We start from the raw sequence: 16,081 nt of genomic DNA, 5'->3' as shown, positions 1-16,081 counted from the left end.
GTTTAACCTGGGTAACGTTCGTTAAAAATAAGTGCCTGATCAACATTGTTAATCAGCGTGTCGACAAACCTCGGATCCAGATGCGCTCCAGCGATTTGCCGCAAATGTGCCAGTACCTCTTCGACCGGCCATGCAGGTTTGTAGCAACGTTTTTGTATGAGCGCATCGAAGACATCTGCCACGGCGACGATCCGTGCAAACGGATGAATTTCTTCACCTTTTAAACCCTGTGGATAACCACTACCATCAAATTTTTCGTGATGCTGATGGGAGATAATGGCCGAGGCACGCAATATCGGTCTTTGTGAACCATCCAATATAGACATGCCCACACCAGGGTGTTGTTTCATTATTTCCCATTCATCGCTATCGAGTTTTCCTGGTTTGAGTAATACGGAATCAGGCGTCGCAATTTTTCCTATGTCATGCATAGGCGCAGCTTGTTTAAGTATGTCGGCTTCAGCCTTATTCATCCCAGAAGCGATCGCAATTAAATAGCATATTTCAGACATCCGGCGCACATGGTTTCCTGCTTCATGGGAGCGAGATTCCACCACGTCACCCAGCCGCATAATCAATTCGCTTTGGGTATCGGTGATCTCCTGATTGAGCAATATATTGTCAAAAGCAATAGCAACACCTGAGGAAAAAACTTCCAATAATTTGATGTCAATATCAGAAACATTTTGGACGCCTTGCAGGATAAATAAGGAGGTTTTTCCGCTACTGTTTGGAAAATATCCCACGTAGGTATCACCAAACAAATGAGAGATACGATTGGCGCAAGTCTGATTTAATTTCTCAAGTAATGCCGGAGTGAATATTTGATCTTCGTTGTTTAAATCACCGATCTTCGCCAGCACTTCATATTTGTTTTCGTCAGAAATACCTGACGCTCCGCGCAGACGCACTAACATGCTATTTTCTAACTGTAATAAAGCAACCACTTGTTGCAATAATCCATTGGCAAAGTCAGTTAAATTTCTTAGTTTAAAAATGTGGCTTGACGCATCAATGACGCGTTCGAGACCAGCGCGATAACTCGCCTGAAAGCGTCGTGCTTCTTCGACCTGCATAATGTCGCGGTACGCTCGCAGCGATGCAAATGTAGTGGTAAATAATTTTTTGCGATCGAGTTCCGTTTTTTCTTTGTAATCGTTAATATCGTATTCAACGATCACGCTTTCTTCGGGTGCTTGTCCAGGTTGACCTGTGCGTAAGACTATCCGAGTGAAATGATTGCCCGCATCTTGGCGCATCCAACGTGCTACTTCCAAACCCGCATCATCGGTCTCCATGACAACGTCAAGAAAGACCAAAGCAATATCACTTTCTGAACCAAGAATTTGCTTGGCCTCGGCGCCGCTATAGGCATGTAAAAATGCTAATGAACGTTGGTCGAGTTTAAATCGGCTGAGCGTCAATTTGGTAACGGCATGGATATCAGGCTCATCGTCGACGATGAGCACCTTCCAAGATGGTAACTGTGTGTCGCTTGATTCAAGAAAAGACATTGTTGTTCCCTTTTCTAACGTAATCTAACTACCAGTTTGCTGAATTCAGTCTCGCCACATATAAAATAAAAAAACCAAAAGTACTAGAACTACCAGAACTACTAAGAGCACGCAGAATTGAATATATCTTTATGTAACTTTATATGTCAATAGATATCTGGTATAAATTTTTTGCTCAGATTCTTTTCTCATTCTATAAATCTCATTGAAAGCAGGAATAAATGGATCAACAGTTTAAAAATGGTTTGCAAATCCGCACCAAAGTCATGGGTGATGCTTTTGTTGAGAAGGCTTTCAGCAACGTCGATGCATTCACTGCGCCATTACAAGAATTTGTAACGCGTAATGCCTGGGGTACAGTGTGGTGTCGCGGCGAACTGGAATTAAAAACACGCAGCCTGATTACAATTTCTATGCTCACAGCACTTGGCCGCGCCCATGAAATCAAAGGTCATGTTCGTGGCGCAATTAATAATGGCGCCAGTATGAAAGAGATACAAGAAGTTTTGTTGCATGCAAGCGTCTATTGCGGTATGCCGTTAGCGATTGATGCGTTTCGTTCAGCCCATGAAGTTTTAATTGAGCTTGGTCAGGTACCAGCGCAATAGAATTATTAATGAAGATTACTGCGAGGATTAATTCGCGCCATACCGGTTCAGTGATGTTGGCAATCAAGTCTTACCGCGAAATGCAGCAAGACTTGATTTATGCTCTTATTTTTTTGGTGGTGGGCCATCTTGCGGTTCGCCATCGCGACGCGGAGGTCGTTCAGGACGCGCAAATAAGCCTTTCGCAGATGCTGTGCAAGTTGCCGAAATTTTTCCTTCACGAGGCGTAGTGATCTGCACGATATCACCTTCTTTTTTTCCTTTGCAATCCTCATAGGCTTGCGGCGGTGGTTCACGCCTTGGGCCATGCTGACCCTCTTGCTGTGCAGGTGGTTTTTGGTCGGTGGATTGAGCACTGGCGCTATTGGTGATAGTGCCAGTGATTAAGCAACACGCCCACATCATTCTGATCAAAGATTTGCTGTTCATCATTATCCTCTTCATTCTATGGTTGAAAACGAGCAGACAAATTTTGCATGAGAATTATGAAGAAAAAATGAAGTTGACGTGATTGCCTTGGGCGGATGAAAACCGCAAAATTTCAGCAATCACGATCACAATCACAGCGAGGGAAGTATGATTTGGCGGGTTGTACCCACCCTTTTTTATACTTTATATACTTTACAAGTAGCTTATTTCTTTAAAACAGAATTTGCAGCTGACAACAAATTATCGCTGGATATACCTTGTTGTTTGAGTAGCGCATCAAGGGCCGGCAATAAAGGTCCTAAGGTTTCACTCAACATATTGCGCACCGTATCAACGATTACTTGTGTGCTGCGTTCGATTTCAATATTCAGCGCAGAACCGACGGTTTTTTCTGCAAATACTGTCATGCGTAAAGTTTCAGGAATTAGCCAGACTTCAAACCAGTTTTCTTCCCGATTGACTTCCGCCACTGTCAGGCTCGCACCATTGATTGCAATGTAGCCTTTGGCAAAAATATAACGCAGCCATTCTGGCGGAACCTGAATGCGCAACACGTAATTGTTTTCGAGCTCACGTATTGCTCCCAGATGGGCAGTGAAGTCAACATGGCCGGATAAGGGGTGGCCGCCGATTTCTGCACCATCTTTTGCGGCACGTTCGACGTTGATATTACTATCGACTTTGTACTTACCCAAAGTAGTGATATTGAGGCTTTGCTGCATGACATCGAAGTCAGCTGCATCGTCGCCATGCAACTGCGTCACTGTGAGACATACGCCGTCGACGGCAACACTGGCGCCGATTTCAAGGTCTTTACAGAAGCCCTCTGGAAACGCGATATTGAATGTGCGTAAGCCCGGTTTATCGCTGATTTCAGCAATGCGAGCCACACCTTGTACGATGCCTGTGAACATAATTAAATGAAGGTTTGTTTGGGATGAGGTGTGATTGTAAATCTAAATCGATATACCGATGTATGTGTTGAATTTTCTTAATCATTATCTGCCCTAAGCAGCCACAGCGATGGGCTGCTGTCTGGCGTGCATATCCAGAGGTAAATCGATGCTGAAACTCGCCCCTTCCCCCACTTCACTGACGCAATTGACTACACCATTTTGTGCTTCGATTAACTTTTTGACGATCGATAAACCAAGACCGCTGGAATGTTCACCCGCCGTTGGCACTGCAGATAGTTTTGAGAATTTGGTGAACAGCGACTGTTGATCCTTGACCGATAAACCTGGTCCTTGGTCGCGCACTTCAAATCGCCCCATTCCCTCATGTTGACTGACGGTAAGCCAGATAAATCTTCCTACCGGGGAAAATTTGATCGCATTAGAAATCAAGTTATCCATAATACGCGTCATGGCATTGATATCAGCTGAAACGATCACTAATTCTTCAACATGAATAATTGCTGTCAGGTCCTTGGCTTTGAGCATTTCTTCGTACTGTAGCGCGATGTCGTTCAGTAATTTTCCCAGATCAAGTTCGGTTTTTTGTAAATGCAGATCGCCACTTTCCATCGCATTGACATCGAGTAAATTGGTGACAATATGCATCATGCGTTTGCCACTGGCATTAATTCGGCTCAGATAATTTTGCTGCTGCTCTTTGGGAATACGGTGATACATTTGCAGCAATAACTCAGTCATACCGATGATGCTGGTTAATGGGCTTTTTAAATCGTGCGCAGCGATGCTGAGAAAGTCGTTTTTCTCTTTATCGGTTTTCTTTAAACGTTGAACAACCTCATTTAGTTCATTGGTGCGCAATCTGACTTTGGCCTCCAGTTCATATTCTGCTTGTTGCGAGACTTTGAGCAATTGCTTTTGAACGCGAACATTTTCTGATCTGATCAGGCTGATTTTGTAGGCCTGCGCCAGGGCTAACAAAATCACTTCAATTGCAGCGCCGATTTGAAATCCAAAGTCGCTTAGCCAGCTCGATTCAATGAAGCCTAAATTGCGTAAAGGTATCAGTACCGTGCCTGAGATCCATGCCGTGGAGGCTAATAGCACAATATATCCTGGTGTATATCCACGTAGGGCAACCACCAGAGAAACTGGAAAAAACAAACATATTTGAACTAAACCCAAATATTGACCAACACGCGCCAGCTCTGGCTGATGTCCAGCTAACGTTAACACCAGAAATAACACAATATTCAGTTGCACAAACCGGAACACTTTATTGGCAAGTGAGAACGTCGTTTTCAGCTTCAAAAAACTGCACATAAACATCGACGAACTCAGCACGATGAGTCTTGGCATCACGTTCGGCAAAATATCAACCAGCCATGGCCAATCCGGTGCGAAGTACAAACCTATGTGCCCATTGACGCTCATGCTCGCAATCAGCGTACTGATCGATAACATCAGATAATGGAACATAGAGATATCGCGATAGCTGACCATTAACAAGCTGTTGTAGATGATCATCGCCAACATAATGCCGTAAAAAATACCAATCAGACCAGACAGAAAATTGGATGCTTCGCTGAAGGTTTTTTGATCGTATAAAGTTGCGCGAAAGAATACGGAGCTGGTACTTTGTATGCGAAAGTACAAGGTATGAATTGCAGTATCGTCGATGTGAATTTGAAACAGTGGATAATGATGTTGGATTTCTAGTTGTGAAAACGGAAGATGGTCACCAGCTTTGTGTACCTCAACTTCTCCATTCGCATGCAGTTGAAACATACGAATATCATCAAGCATGACCGGTGTCATTTCAACCAGCCAGTCTTTTTGCGCAGTGCTATTCTCTCTCTGCAATTCTAACTTTAGCCAATACGCCGAAGGCGAGTATTCAGCACTGAGATTACCTGCTAACGGCGTAAATTGTTGTTTGATAGCTGGTTGCAGCAGGTCCGATAGTTCTAGCTTTCCAGACTTATCTTCGAATACCTCAAATCGTGATTGCAGCGCAAGCTTGCCTGTATCCTGACCAATCTGTAACGCAGCAGCTTGCGCTGTCATTCCTTTGAACAGGAAAAATGACAGACTTAATATGCAAATTAGCCAATGCCGTGAAGAGGAAAAATGCATCTTTTTTGTGTCAATCAAGGACGCTCGTCGCCCGCGATGGTGTTGAAATCACAAGAAACAAACTGACGCAAAGATGCATTAAGGACCTTGTCGCTAGTCCTGAAGATTTCGCATCAGTCGTGAAAAAAAAGAAAATTGTAATAAATTGTTAAATTTACAGACAGATTATCAATTTTCTTTTTGTATAGCAACAATGCAAATATATATTCTTGTAACAAAATAGCTCTGGATTGACACAAAGCAATTTGGGCGATATCGGAAATAGCCTTAATGACCGATTTCCACTTCCCGTTCAAGCTCCGGCACCAGGTCTGAATGTGTCATATTGGTCAAATTGTTACGCAACCATTGATGCGCGGGATTGCGGCTATCGCGTTCATGCCACAGCATATCTACATGCACTTCAGGTGTATCGAAAGGTAATTCTTTCCAAACCAGTGCGTCGGTCATGCCCGTGGCTGAAATAAGGTGGCGTGGTAATACCGTCAACAAATCGGAATGTGCTACCACCCTACCGGCAGTAAAGAACTGATTAATCGTCAGCAGAATATGGCGTTCACGTCCCATTTTTTCCAAAACTTCGTCGATTAGCCCGTGTGCCCGGCCGGAAAAACTGACCAGCAAATGTTTGGCCGAGCAATAGTCATCAAGACTGAGTTTGGAGCTGGCGAGAGGATGACCCTGCCGCATCACGCACACATAATGACCTGTGTATAAACGTTCATGCCGGATCGCACTGGTACCTGCAGCTTGTCCGCCAGACAATTGCGCCACCACCCCGGGAAAAAACCCCACGGCAATATCGATATCGCCGCGCAATAGCATAGGACGTGGCTCGCGCGTCGTCAGGGGCACCATGCGTACATTGACGCCTGGTGCTTCATTTTGAATCGCACCAACCAACGTTGGCATCCATAATGCCGCGGTAGCATCTGCCATGGCCATGCGGAAGGTTACTTGTGCTTTCGAAACATCAAACGTGCCAGGGGCCATTGCGGCCTCGAGCTTGGCGAGTGCCTCACGTATCGTTGGCCATAAAATTTCCGCACGTGGCGTCGGTTTTACTCCATACGCCGTACGTATTAATAATTCGTCATCGAGTGAATAACGCAAGCGTTTTAAAGCATTCGAGACCGCTGGTTGGGTCATGGCGAGTTTATCCGCAGCCCGTGTGAGATTTTGTTCAATCATTACGGCATCAAAGACCCGTAATAAATTCAAATCCAGAGTCAGAAAATTCATATTGCTTGTCTCCGTTGATATTGTTAAGAGCAATTATTCACAAACGATATATTAATTATAGGAAATGGAAATTAGAATTATATGTTGCAATGCAATATGATGCTCTCATCAACCAAAAATCATCGTAGAGATCATCATGAGTTTCCTCAATATTGCTTTTCCAGCTACCGCAGCTGTCCCTATGGCAGAAGTCGCGATCAGTTCTATCGTGGCCTCAGTTCGTCCATTACTCGGCCTTGGCCTGTTTGCCTCCATGTTTGTTGTGTTTAAACCGTTGCTGACCGGTATTGCACAAGCATTGAAGCTGATCGTCGCACCAAAGAAAACACGCGAAGAAAAAACTGCCATCCGTAACTTGCGTAATGCGCTGACCATTCGCCGTATCGCCAACGATTTTGACCGTAGTTCGCCAAATATGGCTGCTGAACTGCGCGCTTTAGCTGCTCGCGGTTAAGCCCCCACGAAGCCAACACGAAGCAAAAATTAAGTAACAACATTTATCAGTCCAAAAAAGAGGATTTTGCAATGCAGCATTTATCAGTGTACAGCGATAAAACACCCTCTGCGTATTCCGCGCGTCAATTTGACAAAACTCCACGTTTGATCGCCGGTTCCCGCAGCCTGGCGTCGATGATGCCGAGTTTGTTGAGTACCGGTCTGATTACTTTGTTTGTGACGGCCTTTTTGCGCTTAGTGTGGATAGGCTTTGACAATGAATTTTTTGCCACTTGGATGGAAGCGTGGCTGACGACATGGCCAATCGCGTTTCCTCTCGCTTATTTAAGCAAGCCAGCGTTTAAGTTATTCAGTAAGCGAAGCGTTAAAGTAGATGCTAAATCAGGAGATATAGCTGTCGTCACCCTCAATAGTAGTCTGGCGAAACGTGCGCCACCGCATGCACCGTATTTCCGCTGATTTGTTTGTCACTCATAAAAAAACCGCGCCCTGCTCAGGTTCGCGGTTTTTTTATATCTGTATTCGTTGAAAACAAGTCAGTAGCGATTTGATTCAACCAGATCACTTACTAAGCAGGACATTTTTGGCGATATTCAGCAATAGCCTGCTCCTGAAGCTTCTTGACGCTGCCATCGACTTCCATTGCTTTTAAGACGCTTTCCAGTTCTCGTACCAAATCTTTATGACGAACATGCAGATAAACATAAATGGGTCGACGTTCCAAGGCTGGCTCTAAGATCACCACATCCTGTATTCCTAATTTTTTCAGTACACAAGCACTAAAGCGTGACTCAACGACGATGTCTGAACGACCCACTTCGAGCTTTTTAAATAAGGATTCAATCGAAGGTGCTGACTCGCGTTCCGGAACGTTTTTAAGGCGCTCATCGAAATATGGTATTCCCGCAAGAAAACCAACACTGTAGGGCTGCAAACTCTCGTAGCCATTCGGAATGAAGTTTTTCTTGATGGTATAGACTACCGCTTCTTCATAAGCAACAGGAAAATCGATCCTGACACCATTAGCAAGATCGCTCGATAGGGCTCTGCCTGCAATTCCATCTAGTCTCCCTTCTTTCCACATCACTTGCATGCGCATGCCTGGGAGAGGGATGAAATTGACATTGACATGCATGGTATTAAAAGCTTGCGTCAGGATTTTTTCAGCCATTAATTTCGATGGACGCTCAACATCTGCGACTTGTAATTGCAAGCTGTCAGCAGCGTAAGACATCCCGATCTGAAATCCGAAAACAAGAAAAAAAAACCGTCGTCGCAAGTTGTTTAACAGTGCCGGCATACGTCCTTTCAGAGTCGTCAGGTGTCATATTTGCATCATATACTAACAATAGGCGTTGCGCAAAAACGAAGTATCGGGCAGGTGCAACACGCGCTGGGATTTTTGGTTGCACCCGCCTTGCAAAAAATGACTGAAGTTTTCATTCGGGCATAAAAAAAGCGCGATTGAATCGCGCTTTTTTGAGAGAATAAGGAAATTAAGCCAACAGGCGTTTTTCCAAGGCGACGCGGGTCGCTTCCAGTTCTTGTGGCAAGTGATACGCGAGTTTTTCAAACAACTCGGTATGCAAGCCCAATTCGGTTTGCCAAGCGGCTTTATCGATGGATGTGATGGTGTGGAATTGTTCTTCGGTGAAGTTCAGTCCTTCCCAATTCAAATCCGCAAATGTCGGTGTCACACCAAAGACGTTTTCAACGCCGTTGGCTGAACCTTCAATGCGCTCCAGCATCCATTTCAACACGCGCATATTGTCGCCAAAACCTGGCCAGACAAATTTGCCATTGTCATCGGTACGGAACCAGTTCACGCAGTAGATGGCGGGCAATTTCGCGCCCATGGATTCAATCTTCTTACCCATGTTTAACCAATGCTGGAAGTAGTCGCTCATGTTGTAACCCATGAACGGCAACATCGCGAATGGATCGCGGCGAACAACGCCCTGTTGACCGACCGCCGCCGCAGTGGTTTCAGAACCCATGGTCGCTGCCATGTACACGCCTTCGACCCAGTTCCGCGCTTCGGTAACCAATGGCACAGTGGTTGAACGACGACCGCCGAAAATGAATGCAGAAATAGGTACGCCAGCAGGATCATCCCATGCCGCGTCGATGACCGGATTTTGTGTCGCTGCAACGGTGAAACGCGCGTTTGGATGGGCAGCTTTGCGGCCAGTTTCTTTAGCGATTTCTGGCGTCCAGTCTTTACCTTGCCAGTCGATCAGATGTGCTGGCGCTTCTTTGCTCATGCCTTCCCACCACACATCACCATCATCAGTCAGACCGACGTTAGTGAAAATGGTGTTGGAGGTCAATGATGCCATGCAGTTGGAATTGGTTGCGGTATTGGTACCTGGTGCGACACCAAAATAACCCGCTTCTGGGTTGATCGCATACAAACGACCGTCAGCACCTGGTTTGATCCAGGCAATATCGTCACCAATGGTGGTGACTTTCCAGCCTTTGATCGCCGGAATCAACATGGCAAAGTTAGTTTTGCCGCACGCCGATGGGAAGGCCGCTGCGACATAGTGTTTTTTGCCTTCTGGCGACTCAACGCCCAGAATCAGCATGTGTTCAGCCAACCAGCCTTGGTCGCGACCCATCGTGGACGCGATACGCAATGCAAAGCATTTTTTACCGAGCAAAGCGTTGCCGCCGTAGCCGGAACCAAACGACCAGATTTCGCGGCTTTCTGGGTAGTGAACAATGTATTTGGTACTGTTGCATGGCCATGCAACGTCAGCCTGACCGGCTGCCAGCGGTGCGCCAACAGTGTGTACGCAAGGAACGAAGTCACCGTCTGTGCCCAGTACGTCATACACAGCTTTGCCCATGCGCGTCATGATGCGCATATTGACAGCCACGTAAGGTGAGTCAGACAATTCAACGCCAATGTGCGCGATAGGTGAACCCAGTGGACCCATGGAGAATGGGACAACGTACATGGTACGGCCTTGCATGCAGCCGTCGAACAATGGGTTTAATGTCGCGCGCATTTCTGCAGGCGCCATCCAGTTGTTGGTTGGACCAGCATCTTCTTTCTTTTCAGAACAGATGTAAGTACGGTCTTCAACACGCGCCACGTCGCTAGGATCGGAACATGCCAGATAGCTGTTTGGACGCTTCGCTTCGTTGAGTTTTTTCATGGTGCCAGCGGCGACCATTTGTGCGCATAAACGATCGTATTCTTCTTGCGAACCGTCGCACCAGACGATATTTGCAGGTTTGGTCAGGGCCGCAATTTCCGCGATCCAGTTGATCAGTTTCTGATGCTTCACGTAAGCGGGTGCATTTAATGCTGCCACGCCCTGCATGATGGGTTGATTCATACTGCCTCCAATGCCATTTCAATAAAAAAACCGGTGTAGCGGCACGGCAGGATCGTCGTTAGCATGCTGTAGATTTGCGAGCACAGTGGAAAATTTCCCAGCTCTAGCAAGGCTTACACCATCGCGGCGGTTCTGTCGGATAATAGGACATCAGGACGGTGATCCCGATACCAACTAGCGCCTGTCAGATAAACAAGCGGAAGAATCAAAAAGCTACTTAACAGATAATTGTACACGCGAGTGATGATTCGAGCTAATTTTGCGTCAAAATGATTAACATAGTATTACGATTTGTGAAAGTGAATCTGTTTCACCTATTCATCCCGGATCAAGGAAAAATTTCATGAAGATTGCCATTTTGGATGATTACCAGGATGTCGTGCGGCAACTGGACTGTTTCCAGCTGTTGAAGGACCACGAGGTCAAAGTATTTAATAACCGTGCAGTGGGTGCCGGACAATTGGCAATTCGTCTCGCCCAATTTGATGCAATGGTATTGATACGCGAAAGAACGCGTCTGACGCGCCAATTGCTGCAAAAATTGCCCAACCTGAAACTGATTTCCCAAACCGGTAAAGTTTCCGGCAATATTGATGTCGAAGCGACCAAAGAATTGGGGATCGCGATCGCTGAAGGGATTGGCGATCCGACTGCACCGGCAGAATTAACCTGGGTGCTCATTATGGCTGCCTCCAGACGTTTGACTAACTACGCCAGTCTGTTGCAGCAAGGAACCTGGCAGGCAACGTCGATACGCCCGGAACACAATCAATTAGGTCGGGTGCTTAAAAAGCGTACCTTGGGTATCTGGGGCTACGGCAAAATTGGTAAGCTGATCGCAGGCTACGGCAAAGCGTTTGGCATGCAAGTTGTTATATGGGGACGTCCAGCCAGTCTGGCGCAGGCGGTGGCAGATGGTTATCACGCGGCAAGCTCAAAAGAAGCCTTTTTCGCCGAATCCGACATTATTTCCATGCATCTACGTCTAAACGATGCAACCCGCGGCATAGTGAAACAGGCTCATCTGGAAGCCATGAAGACTGACGCCTTGTTCGTCAATACCAGTCGCGCTGAGCTGGTTGAGCCAGATGCGTTGCTCAAGGCTTTAGATCAGGGTCGCCCGGGCTTTGCTGCCATCGACGTATTTGAGTCCGAACCCGTAGCGCCCGATCATCCGCTGCTACGCCGTGAAAACGTCTTAGCAACGCCGCATCTGGGTTATGTTGAAAAAGACAGTTATGAATTGTATTTTTCGGCCGCTTTTCAAAATATTGTCGATTTCGCCAACGGAACGCCGAAAAATATCTTAGCGGTGTAAATCACAACACCTACGAAGCGCACAAAGCGCCGCTGGCAACCACGCGATTGTCTGGCGGCAATTTGCAGCACAACAAGTCCCCTTAGTTGCCGATGTGGATTTCGCCCACCAACGGCAAATCAGGATCAAGGTGGCTAGTCATCAAAATGCATTGTTGATCAAGTCGTTTGGAATCACTTAATTGCGTTCGCAAATAATGAACTGCATCGAGGTCAAGCGCATTAAATGGTTCATCGATTAACAATAGCTTTACCGGTAAGGATAACGCCAGAGCTAAATACATTTTTTTGTGTTGTCCCAGCGATAGCGTGTCTATCGTTTGATTGAGCATAGGTAGCAAACCAAACGCATTTAATTGCGTATTTAAGTCTATTGCTTTGGCGGCGGGGTACAGATTTAAGTGGAGATCAAAGAATTCCTGCAGAGTAAGCCAGTTAAATTCAGGTGTTTCGCTACTGCACCAAAAACATTGTTGACGCCAGATAAAGCCCTGCTGGCGCAAATTGATGCCGTTGAAATGAATATCCCCCTTGGAAACCGCCAGTGATCCCGCCAGCAGTTTCAACAAGGTCGTCTTACCCGCCCCATTGTTGCCGCGTACCCAGGTGATGCCTTTGGTCGCAGTGAAAGAAAAATCCCAGAACATACTGCGATGCGGGTAGGCGAAGCAGAGCTTGTTAATACTTAAATCCATAATTCACTTCCGATGGCAGTGAGAATCGCCAAAAATAAAATCAGGATACGAGCGCGGGTGGCAGCGGCGCTGTGGCTGCAAGCGACAATGCACAAATGTGCAATGCCAAGTGCGCCGATATACCAATGTACAACGCCTGTATGGATGTTGACCTTATTGGACAGTAAGATCGCAAACAAGGCTACCAAAGCAAGACCAGGGATCAGACACATGAATTGACTCATAATTTCAAGCCTGACGAGATGCAAAGGCAATGCACGCAAATGAGGTCGTAAACGTAGCATCTGTTCTTGTACCGCTTTGCTGCCGCGATCAGTCAATAATAAGCACAAACTGCTGGCGCCAATGCAAAACAAAAATCGGATAAACGGAGAATTTTGCTCTAACCATAGCCATTGAGCCAAACCGGCTGCACCGAATAAGAAGCATTGTTGAACACCGATGCCATTTTCAAGACGCCAGAACGGCAAGAAAAATAATTTGTACCATTGCGACAGCAAAGAGGTATGACGATGTTGTTGTAGAAAAGGCTGCGCAGGCGGCGAGTGGTATTCGGTCAGAGTATTTCTTTTTAACTGCGATTCGTAATGCTGATACCGTATCTGAAGTATCAAGCATCCAAACAGTAAAATCAGCGCCAGCGATAGCAATAGCAGCACGCTGCCTATCGCCATCACGCGGTAGTTGATGGCTATCTGTGTCCAATAGCAAATACTAGAGAGTACAAATCCGGCAGTAAGCGGCAACAGAAATAGCTTTACGACGGCGATATGCGCTAAGACGTGGGCATGCGGTGGCAATGGTAAGGTTCGAGCCCAGGCCATCAATTCCGTCGGAAGCAGGCGCTGCCGCAACAAGAAGACGGGGCTGCTCAACAGCGCGGAATAGCCAATGAAGAGTGCAATCGCGTTGAACCAAGATAGTTGCTCGTACATCCAGGTCGCGCTTTGCCACACTGGCCAGGATAGCAAAGCAATTGCCATCAGGATAATCTGCCCCGCAGCGAGCAACAGCACCTCCACAGAGCTTTTCAGACTGGCCGCGAATTGATACAAATTATGGCGGGCTTGTTTGGCGTGAAATTGACTGAAGTTCACAAACGCTATTTTCTTTGAGTGTCGTCGACAAAAACTGGAGAACCAAGCATCACATAATTCTCATGCCGCTGGCCACCTAATACGAAATCAATGCTACCCGTTTTGCTGTAGTTGTGGCTTTCATAAAAGCCGATTGCCCGGTGATTTTGTGCATTGACTTTGAGCCATAGCGGGCATTGGTGCTGATCGTACGCCCAGTGTTGCGCCGCCTGTATCAATGCGGTACCAAGACCTGTGCCGATAAAGTGCTCTTGTACGTAAAGAGTCGCCAATTCTATCGCTTTGGTGTCACCGCAAGGACATGGTGCCGCAGAATTGATCACCGCGAAGCCCAGTAAATTCTCATCCCGCTGAGCAACGAACACGTGTTGTCGTGGATCTTCCAACATAGTGGCAAATTTGGCGGGTGTCAGTTCTGCCAGAACATAATCAGCAATGATTCCCGAAATGCCGTTCCAGGCATAAGTGTGCAACCAGACTTGTAACGCCAGCACGCTAAGTTGGGTTGCGTCTTCAGGTCGGGAATCACGCAAGTGATACCCATGTTGAGGCTTTATAGTCATTGTTGGTGAGTCGAAATAAGTAATGATTGACTGGTTAAAAAACGGCTAAGTAGGAATGGCGCATTATTTCATCGAATTTTGAATGTAATCATTTAAATAAAAAAATCTGACCAAATTGTCGTAAGTTTTCCTCACATCTGTCGACATATCAATAATTTAACGTATTATCGTCAGGACTGATGCACCATTGCTTTAGTGTCGTCCTGGAATAGGTCTTACCATTTTTTTAAAGGAAAGTAGTATGGTCAAAACTCCGCTTTTGTGTCGCTTGCTTGCCTTGGTTGCCATAGTAACGGTGTCCAGTTTGAGTTTGCCAGCCATGGCGCAGCAAAGCAAAGAAGCCAAAGAAAGCAAGGAAGTAAAAGAGACGAAAGAAGCCACTACGCCGCAACAAATGAGCTTTGTCGGTGTTGACCCTAACGGGAAAAAAGTTGCTTTGAGCGATTATGCTGGCAAAACTTTGTTAGTCAGTTTCTTTACCGCAGGTTGCAACCTTTGTGCCCACGATTTGAAATTGATGCGTGAGTTTTACGTCGGCAATGCCAAGCGCAACTTTGTTTTGCTCGCCATCAACATCGACCAGAACAAACAAGATTTTGATACTTATCTGCAACTGATTAACCTTGCGGTACCGAAAGAACAGCGTTTCCCTATCATTTGGCGCAACGCTAATGGGCATAAAGACAATTTTGGCACAATTGTGAATCAACCTACCCACTTTGTGATTAATCCCAAAGGGCAATTGGTATTGAAGCGTGAAGGCACGTTCCAGCCGAATGATTGGGACAACTTGTGGGAATCATTGGGTACTTGATCACTTAGATATACTCCCCGACAGTACTTTAAAACGCCATTGCAGTTCCTTGTGGACAAGTCAATTTTTTTAAAATAACGGGGGAGTATATTTTTCTACCATTCCAGCGGTAAGCTCCAGGCATTCGGAATCACATCGTGTCGTACTACAGCACGCTGTTGATAATGCTGAGCGCGGCTATCCGGGCTCCAGGTGTGTTCCCAACCCGGTGGATAACTCAATTGTAATTCAGCCGGAACAACCATACGCTGACGCACACTGATGAGTGGCAAATGTAAAGGTAGCGGGCTGTTCGGTGTATCTGCTCCCAGACTGTAGGCAAAGTTGGGTAAAAGTTTGTCGCAGATATCTGCAAACCACGCCGTGTGGTCTTCGTCTTTTCCGATCGCTTGCGCCAGACCCGCAGGATCAAATTGCGCTAAAGCGTGTACCAATTCCTCTGTACTGGCACCGGGTGCATCCCCCCAGCCCATCACAGGATTGAAGTTGTATTCAGCGCCGGAACCATACCATCCTTCGCGACAAGGTCGCTGCATCCAATTGCGTGTGCCTGTGAATAACTGCCAGCGCCAATGTAAGCCAGATGGTTTTGGCCAGCTATACATATACAATTTTTGGTAACCAGCCGCATGCAAAGCACGTACCATTGCCATCAGGCGTGCATGTGGCATGCGCTCAGGTGGATGGCGGCGGAATAAAATCGCCTCGCCGTCTGCATGCTGAATCTCATCTGTGGATAAGTTCAGATCCAGCACCCGTTTTTCATCACCAAAACGCGCAGATACCCACCCCGTCAATAAATTGACCGAGGTCAGCACGCCATAACCACGATGGCGGTGAAAAATAACGGTACCGGGTGCGATGACTTTCATGTTGTTGTTCCTGCGCCTACCTTGATATTGCCAATGCGCTAGTGTTTATACGTAGCCTGGTAGTGTAGCAGTTTTCA

The 16,081-nt window shown here is 46.4% G+C and carries 16 protein-coding genes; 5 read left to right on the top strand and 11 right to left on the bottom strand.

Going from position 1 to position 16,081, the window contains the following annotated elements; genetic code table 11:
* Positions 1–2: 2 nt before the first annotated feature.
* Positions 3–1,514, bottom strand: coding sequence for a DUF3369 domain-containing protein (locus tag ACO0KY_RS16260; RefSeq protein WP_423047783.1), 1,512 nt, complete (start codon positions 1,512–1,514; stop codon positions 3–5).
* Between the two features lie 221 nt (positions 1,515–1,735).
* Here ACO0KY_RS16260 and ACO0KY_RS16255 point away from each other — a divergent pair, with 221 nt between their 5' ends.
* Positions 1,736–2,122 (top strand): carboxymuconolactone decarboxylase family protein, encoded by a 387-nt coding sequence (locus ACO0KY_RS16255; RefSeq protein ID WP_423047781.1) that lies wholly within the window; start codon positions 1,736–1,738, stop codon positions 2,120–2,122.
* A gap of 105 nt (positions 2,123–2,227) precedes the next feature.
* On the opposite strand, the gene ACO0KY_RS16250 is transcribed toward ACO0KY_RS16255, so the two are convergent.
* From ACO0KY_RS16250 to ACO0KY_RS16235, 4 genes are all read right to left on the bottom strand, one after another.
* Positions 2,228–2,551: a hypothetical protein gene (locus ACO0KY_RS16250; protein ID WP_423047779.1), complete on the bottom strand. Its 324-nt coding sequence runs from the start codon at positions 2,549–2,551 to the stop codon at positions 2,228–2,230.
* A gap of 203 nt (positions 2,552–2,754) precedes the next feature.
* On the bottom strand, positions 2,755–3,465 hold the full coding sequence (locus ACO0KY_RS16245; protein ID WP_423047778.1) for a riboflavin synthase subunit alpha: 711 nt from the start codon (positions 3,463–3,465) through the stop codon (positions 2,755–2,757).
* 93 nt (positions 3,466–3,558) lie between these two features.
* Positions 3,559–5,532: a sensor histidine kinase gene (locus ACO0KY_RS16240; RefSeq protein WP_423047776.1), complete on the bottom strand. Its 1,974-nt coding sequence runs from the start codon at positions 5,530–5,532 to the stop codon at positions 3,559–3,561.
* 336 nt (positions 5,533–5,868) lie between these two features.
* Entirely contained in the window at positions 5,869–6,843 is a 975-nt protein-coding gene (locus ACO0KY_RS16235) for a LysR family transcriptional regulator (protein WP_423047774.1), read from the bottom strand.
* A 136-nt stretch (positions 6,844–6,979) separates the two neighbouring features.
* Between ACO0KY_RS16235 and ACO0KY_RS16230 the strand changes: the two genes are divergently transcribed.
* Together ACO0KY_RS16230 and ACO0KY_RS16225 are read left to right on the top strand one after the other, a co-directional pair.
* Positions 6,980–7,297 (top strand): hypothetical protein, encoded by a 318-nt coding sequence (locus ACO0KY_RS16230; protein WP_186912026.1) that lies wholly within the window; start codon positions 6,980–6,982, stop codon positions 7,295–7,297.
* Between the two features lie 71 nt (positions 7,298–7,368).
* Entirely contained in the window at positions 7,369–7,758 is a 390-nt protein-coding gene (locus ACO0KY_RS16225) for a DUF2798 domain-containing protein (protein ID WP_186912027.1), read from the top strand.
* 109 nt (positions 7,759–7,867) lie between these two features.
* Here the strand turns inward: ACO0KY_RS16225 and ACO0KY_RS16220 are convergent, their stop codons facing one another.
* Both ACO0KY_RS16220 and ACO0KY_RS16215 read right to left on the bottom strand, forming a co-directional pair.
* Entirely contained in the window at positions 7,868–8,533 is a 666-nt protein-coding gene (locus ACO0KY_RS16220; RefSeq protein WP_423047771.1) for a substrate-binding periplasmic protein, read from the bottom strand.
* Positions 8,534–8,795: 262 nt separating this feature from the next.
* Entirely contained in the window at positions 8,796–10,646 is a 1,851-nt protein-coding gene (locus tag ACO0KY_RS16215; protein ID WP_422996997.1) for a phosphoenolpyruvate carboxykinase (GTP), read from the bottom strand.
* Between the two features lie 343 nt (positions 10,647–10,989).
* On the opposite strand from ACO0KY_RS16215, the gene ACO0KY_RS16210 reads away from it, so the two are divergent.
* Positions 10,990–11,964, top strand: a complete 975-nt coding sequence (locus ACO0KY_RS16210; protein WP_423047769.1) for a D-2-hydroxyacid dehydrogenase family protein — start codon at positions 10,990–10,992, stop codon at positions 11,962–11,964.
* Positions 11,965–12,046: 82 nt separating this feature from the next.
* Here the strand turns inward: ACO0KY_RS16210 and ACO0KY_RS16205 are convergent, their stop codons facing one another.
* The 3 genes from ACO0KY_RS16205 to ACO0KY_RS16195 are packed head-to-tail and all read right to left on the bottom strand — an operon-like array spanning position 12,047 to position 14,318.
* Positions 12,047–12,658, bottom strand: a complete 612-nt coding sequence (locus ACO0KY_RS16205) for an ABC transporter ATP-binding protein (RefSeq protein WP_423047767.1) — start codon at positions 12,656–12,658, stop codon at positions 12,047–12,049.
* Positions 12,649–13,755 carry a hypothetical protein gene (locus tag ACO0KY_RS16200; protein ID WP_423047766.1) on the bottom strand — a complete coding sequence of 369 codons (1,107 nt, stop codon included), beginning with the start codon at positions 13,753–13,755 and terminating at the stop codon, positions 12,649–12,651. The genes ACO0KY_RS16205 and ACO0KY_RS16200 overlap by 10 nt, the downstream gene beginning before the upstream one ends.
* A 5-nt stretch (positions 13,756–13,760) precedes the next feature.
* Complete coding sequence (locus tag ACO0KY_RS16195) at positions 13,761–14,318, bottom strand: GNAT family N-acetyltransferase (protein ID WP_423047764.1); 558 nt, start codon at positions 14,316–14,318, stop codon at positions 13,761–13,763.
* Between the two features lie 241 nt (positions 14,319–14,559).
* Here ACO0KY_RS16195 and ACO0KY_RS16190 point away from each other — a divergent pair, with 241 nt between their 5' ends.
* Positions 14,560–15,132, top strand: a complete 573-nt coding sequence (locus tag ACO0KY_RS16190) for a peroxiredoxin family protein (protein WP_186912034.1) — start codon at positions 14,560–14,562, stop codon at positions 15,130–15,132.
* A gap of 95 nt (positions 15,133–15,227) precedes the next feature.
* On the opposite strand, the gene ACO0KY_RS16185 is transcribed toward ACO0KY_RS16190, so the two are convergent.
* Positions 15,228–16,004 carry an L-asparaginase gene (locus ACO0KY_RS16185; protein WP_423047762.1) on the bottom strand — a complete coding sequence of 259 codons (777 nt, stop codon included), beginning with the start codon at positions 16,002–16,004 and terminating at the stop codon, positions 15,228–15,230.
* Positions 16,005–16,081 lie beyond the last annotated feature (77 nt).

The sequence above is a fragment of the Undibacterium sp. Dicai25W genome, from assembly GCF_049340505.1.
In the GTDB taxonomy this organism is placed as follows: domain Bacteria; phylum Pseudomonadota; class Gammaproteobacteria; order Burkholderiales; family Burkholderiaceae_D; genus Undibacterium; species Undibacterium jejuense.
The sequence above is the reverse complement of the archived record's forward strand: the minus strand, read 5'-3'. Positions and strand labels throughout refer to the sequence as shown.

Excerpts from the sequence above, each read along its gene's own strand:
- ACO0KY_RS16240 (WP_423047776.1), bottom strand. The coding sequence starts at position 5,532 with ATGACAGCGCAAGCTGCTGCGTTACAGATTGGTCAGGATACAGGCAAG.
- ACO0KY_RS16210 (WP_423047769.1), top strand. The coding sequence starts at position 10,990 with ATGAAGATTGCCATTTTGGATGATTACCAGGATGTCGTGCGGCAACTG.
- ACO0KY_RS16215 (WP_422996997.1), bottom strand. The coding sequence starts at position 10,646 with ATGAATCAACCCATCATGCAGGGCGTGGCAGCATTAAATGCACCCGCT.
- ACO0KY_RS16230 (WP_186912026.1), top strand. The coding sequence starts at position 6,980 with ATGAGTTTCCTCAATATTGCTTTTCCAGCTACCGCAGCTGTCCCTATG.
- ACO0KY_RS16225 (WP_186912027.1), top strand. The coding sequence starts at position 7,369 with ATGCAGCATTTATCAGTGTACAGCGATAAAACACCCTCTGCGTATTCC.
- ACO0KY_RS16250 (WP_423047779.1), bottom strand. The coding sequence starts at position 2,551 with ATGAACAGCAAATCTTTGATCAGAATGATGTGGGCGTGTTGCTTAATC.
- ACO0KY_RS16235 (WP_423047774.1), bottom strand. The coding sequence starts at position 6,843 with ATGAATTTTCTGACTCTGGATTTGAATTTATTACGGGTCTTTGATGCC.
- ACO0KY_RS16195 (WP_423047764.1), bottom strand. The coding sequence starts at position 14,318 with ATGACTATAAAGCCTCAACATGGGTATCACTTGCGTGATTCCCGACCT.
- ACO0KY_RS16185 (WP_423047762.1), bottom strand. The coding sequence starts at position 16,004 with ATGAAAGTCATCGCACCCGGTACCGTTATTTTTCACCGCCATCGTGGT.
- ACO0KY_RS16245 (WP_423047778.1), bottom strand. The coding sequence starts at position 3,465 with ATGTTCACAGGCATCGTACAAGGTGTGGCTCGCATTGCTGAAATCAGC.
- ACO0KY_RS16205 (WP_423047767.1), bottom strand. The coding sequence starts at position 12,658 with ATGGATTTAAGTATTAACAAGCTCTGCTTCGCCTACCCGCATCGCAGT.
- ACO0KY_RS16220 (WP_423047771.1), bottom strand. The coding sequence starts at position 8,533 with ATGTCTTACGCTGCTGACAGCTTGCAATTACAAGTCGCAGATGTTGAG.
- ACO0KY_RS16190 (WP_186912034.1), top strand. The coding sequence starts at position 14,560 with ATGGTCAAAACTCCGCTTTTGTGTCGCTTGCTTGCCTTGGTTGCCATA.
- ACO0KY_RS16260 (WP_423047783.1), bottom strand. The coding sequence starts at position 1,514 with ATGTCTTTTCTTGAATCAAGCGACACACAGTTACCATCTTGGAAGGTG.
- ACO0KY_RS16255 (WP_423047781.1), top strand. The coding sequence starts at position 1,736 with ATGGATCAACAGTTTAAAAATGGTTTGCAAATCCGCACCAAAGTCATG.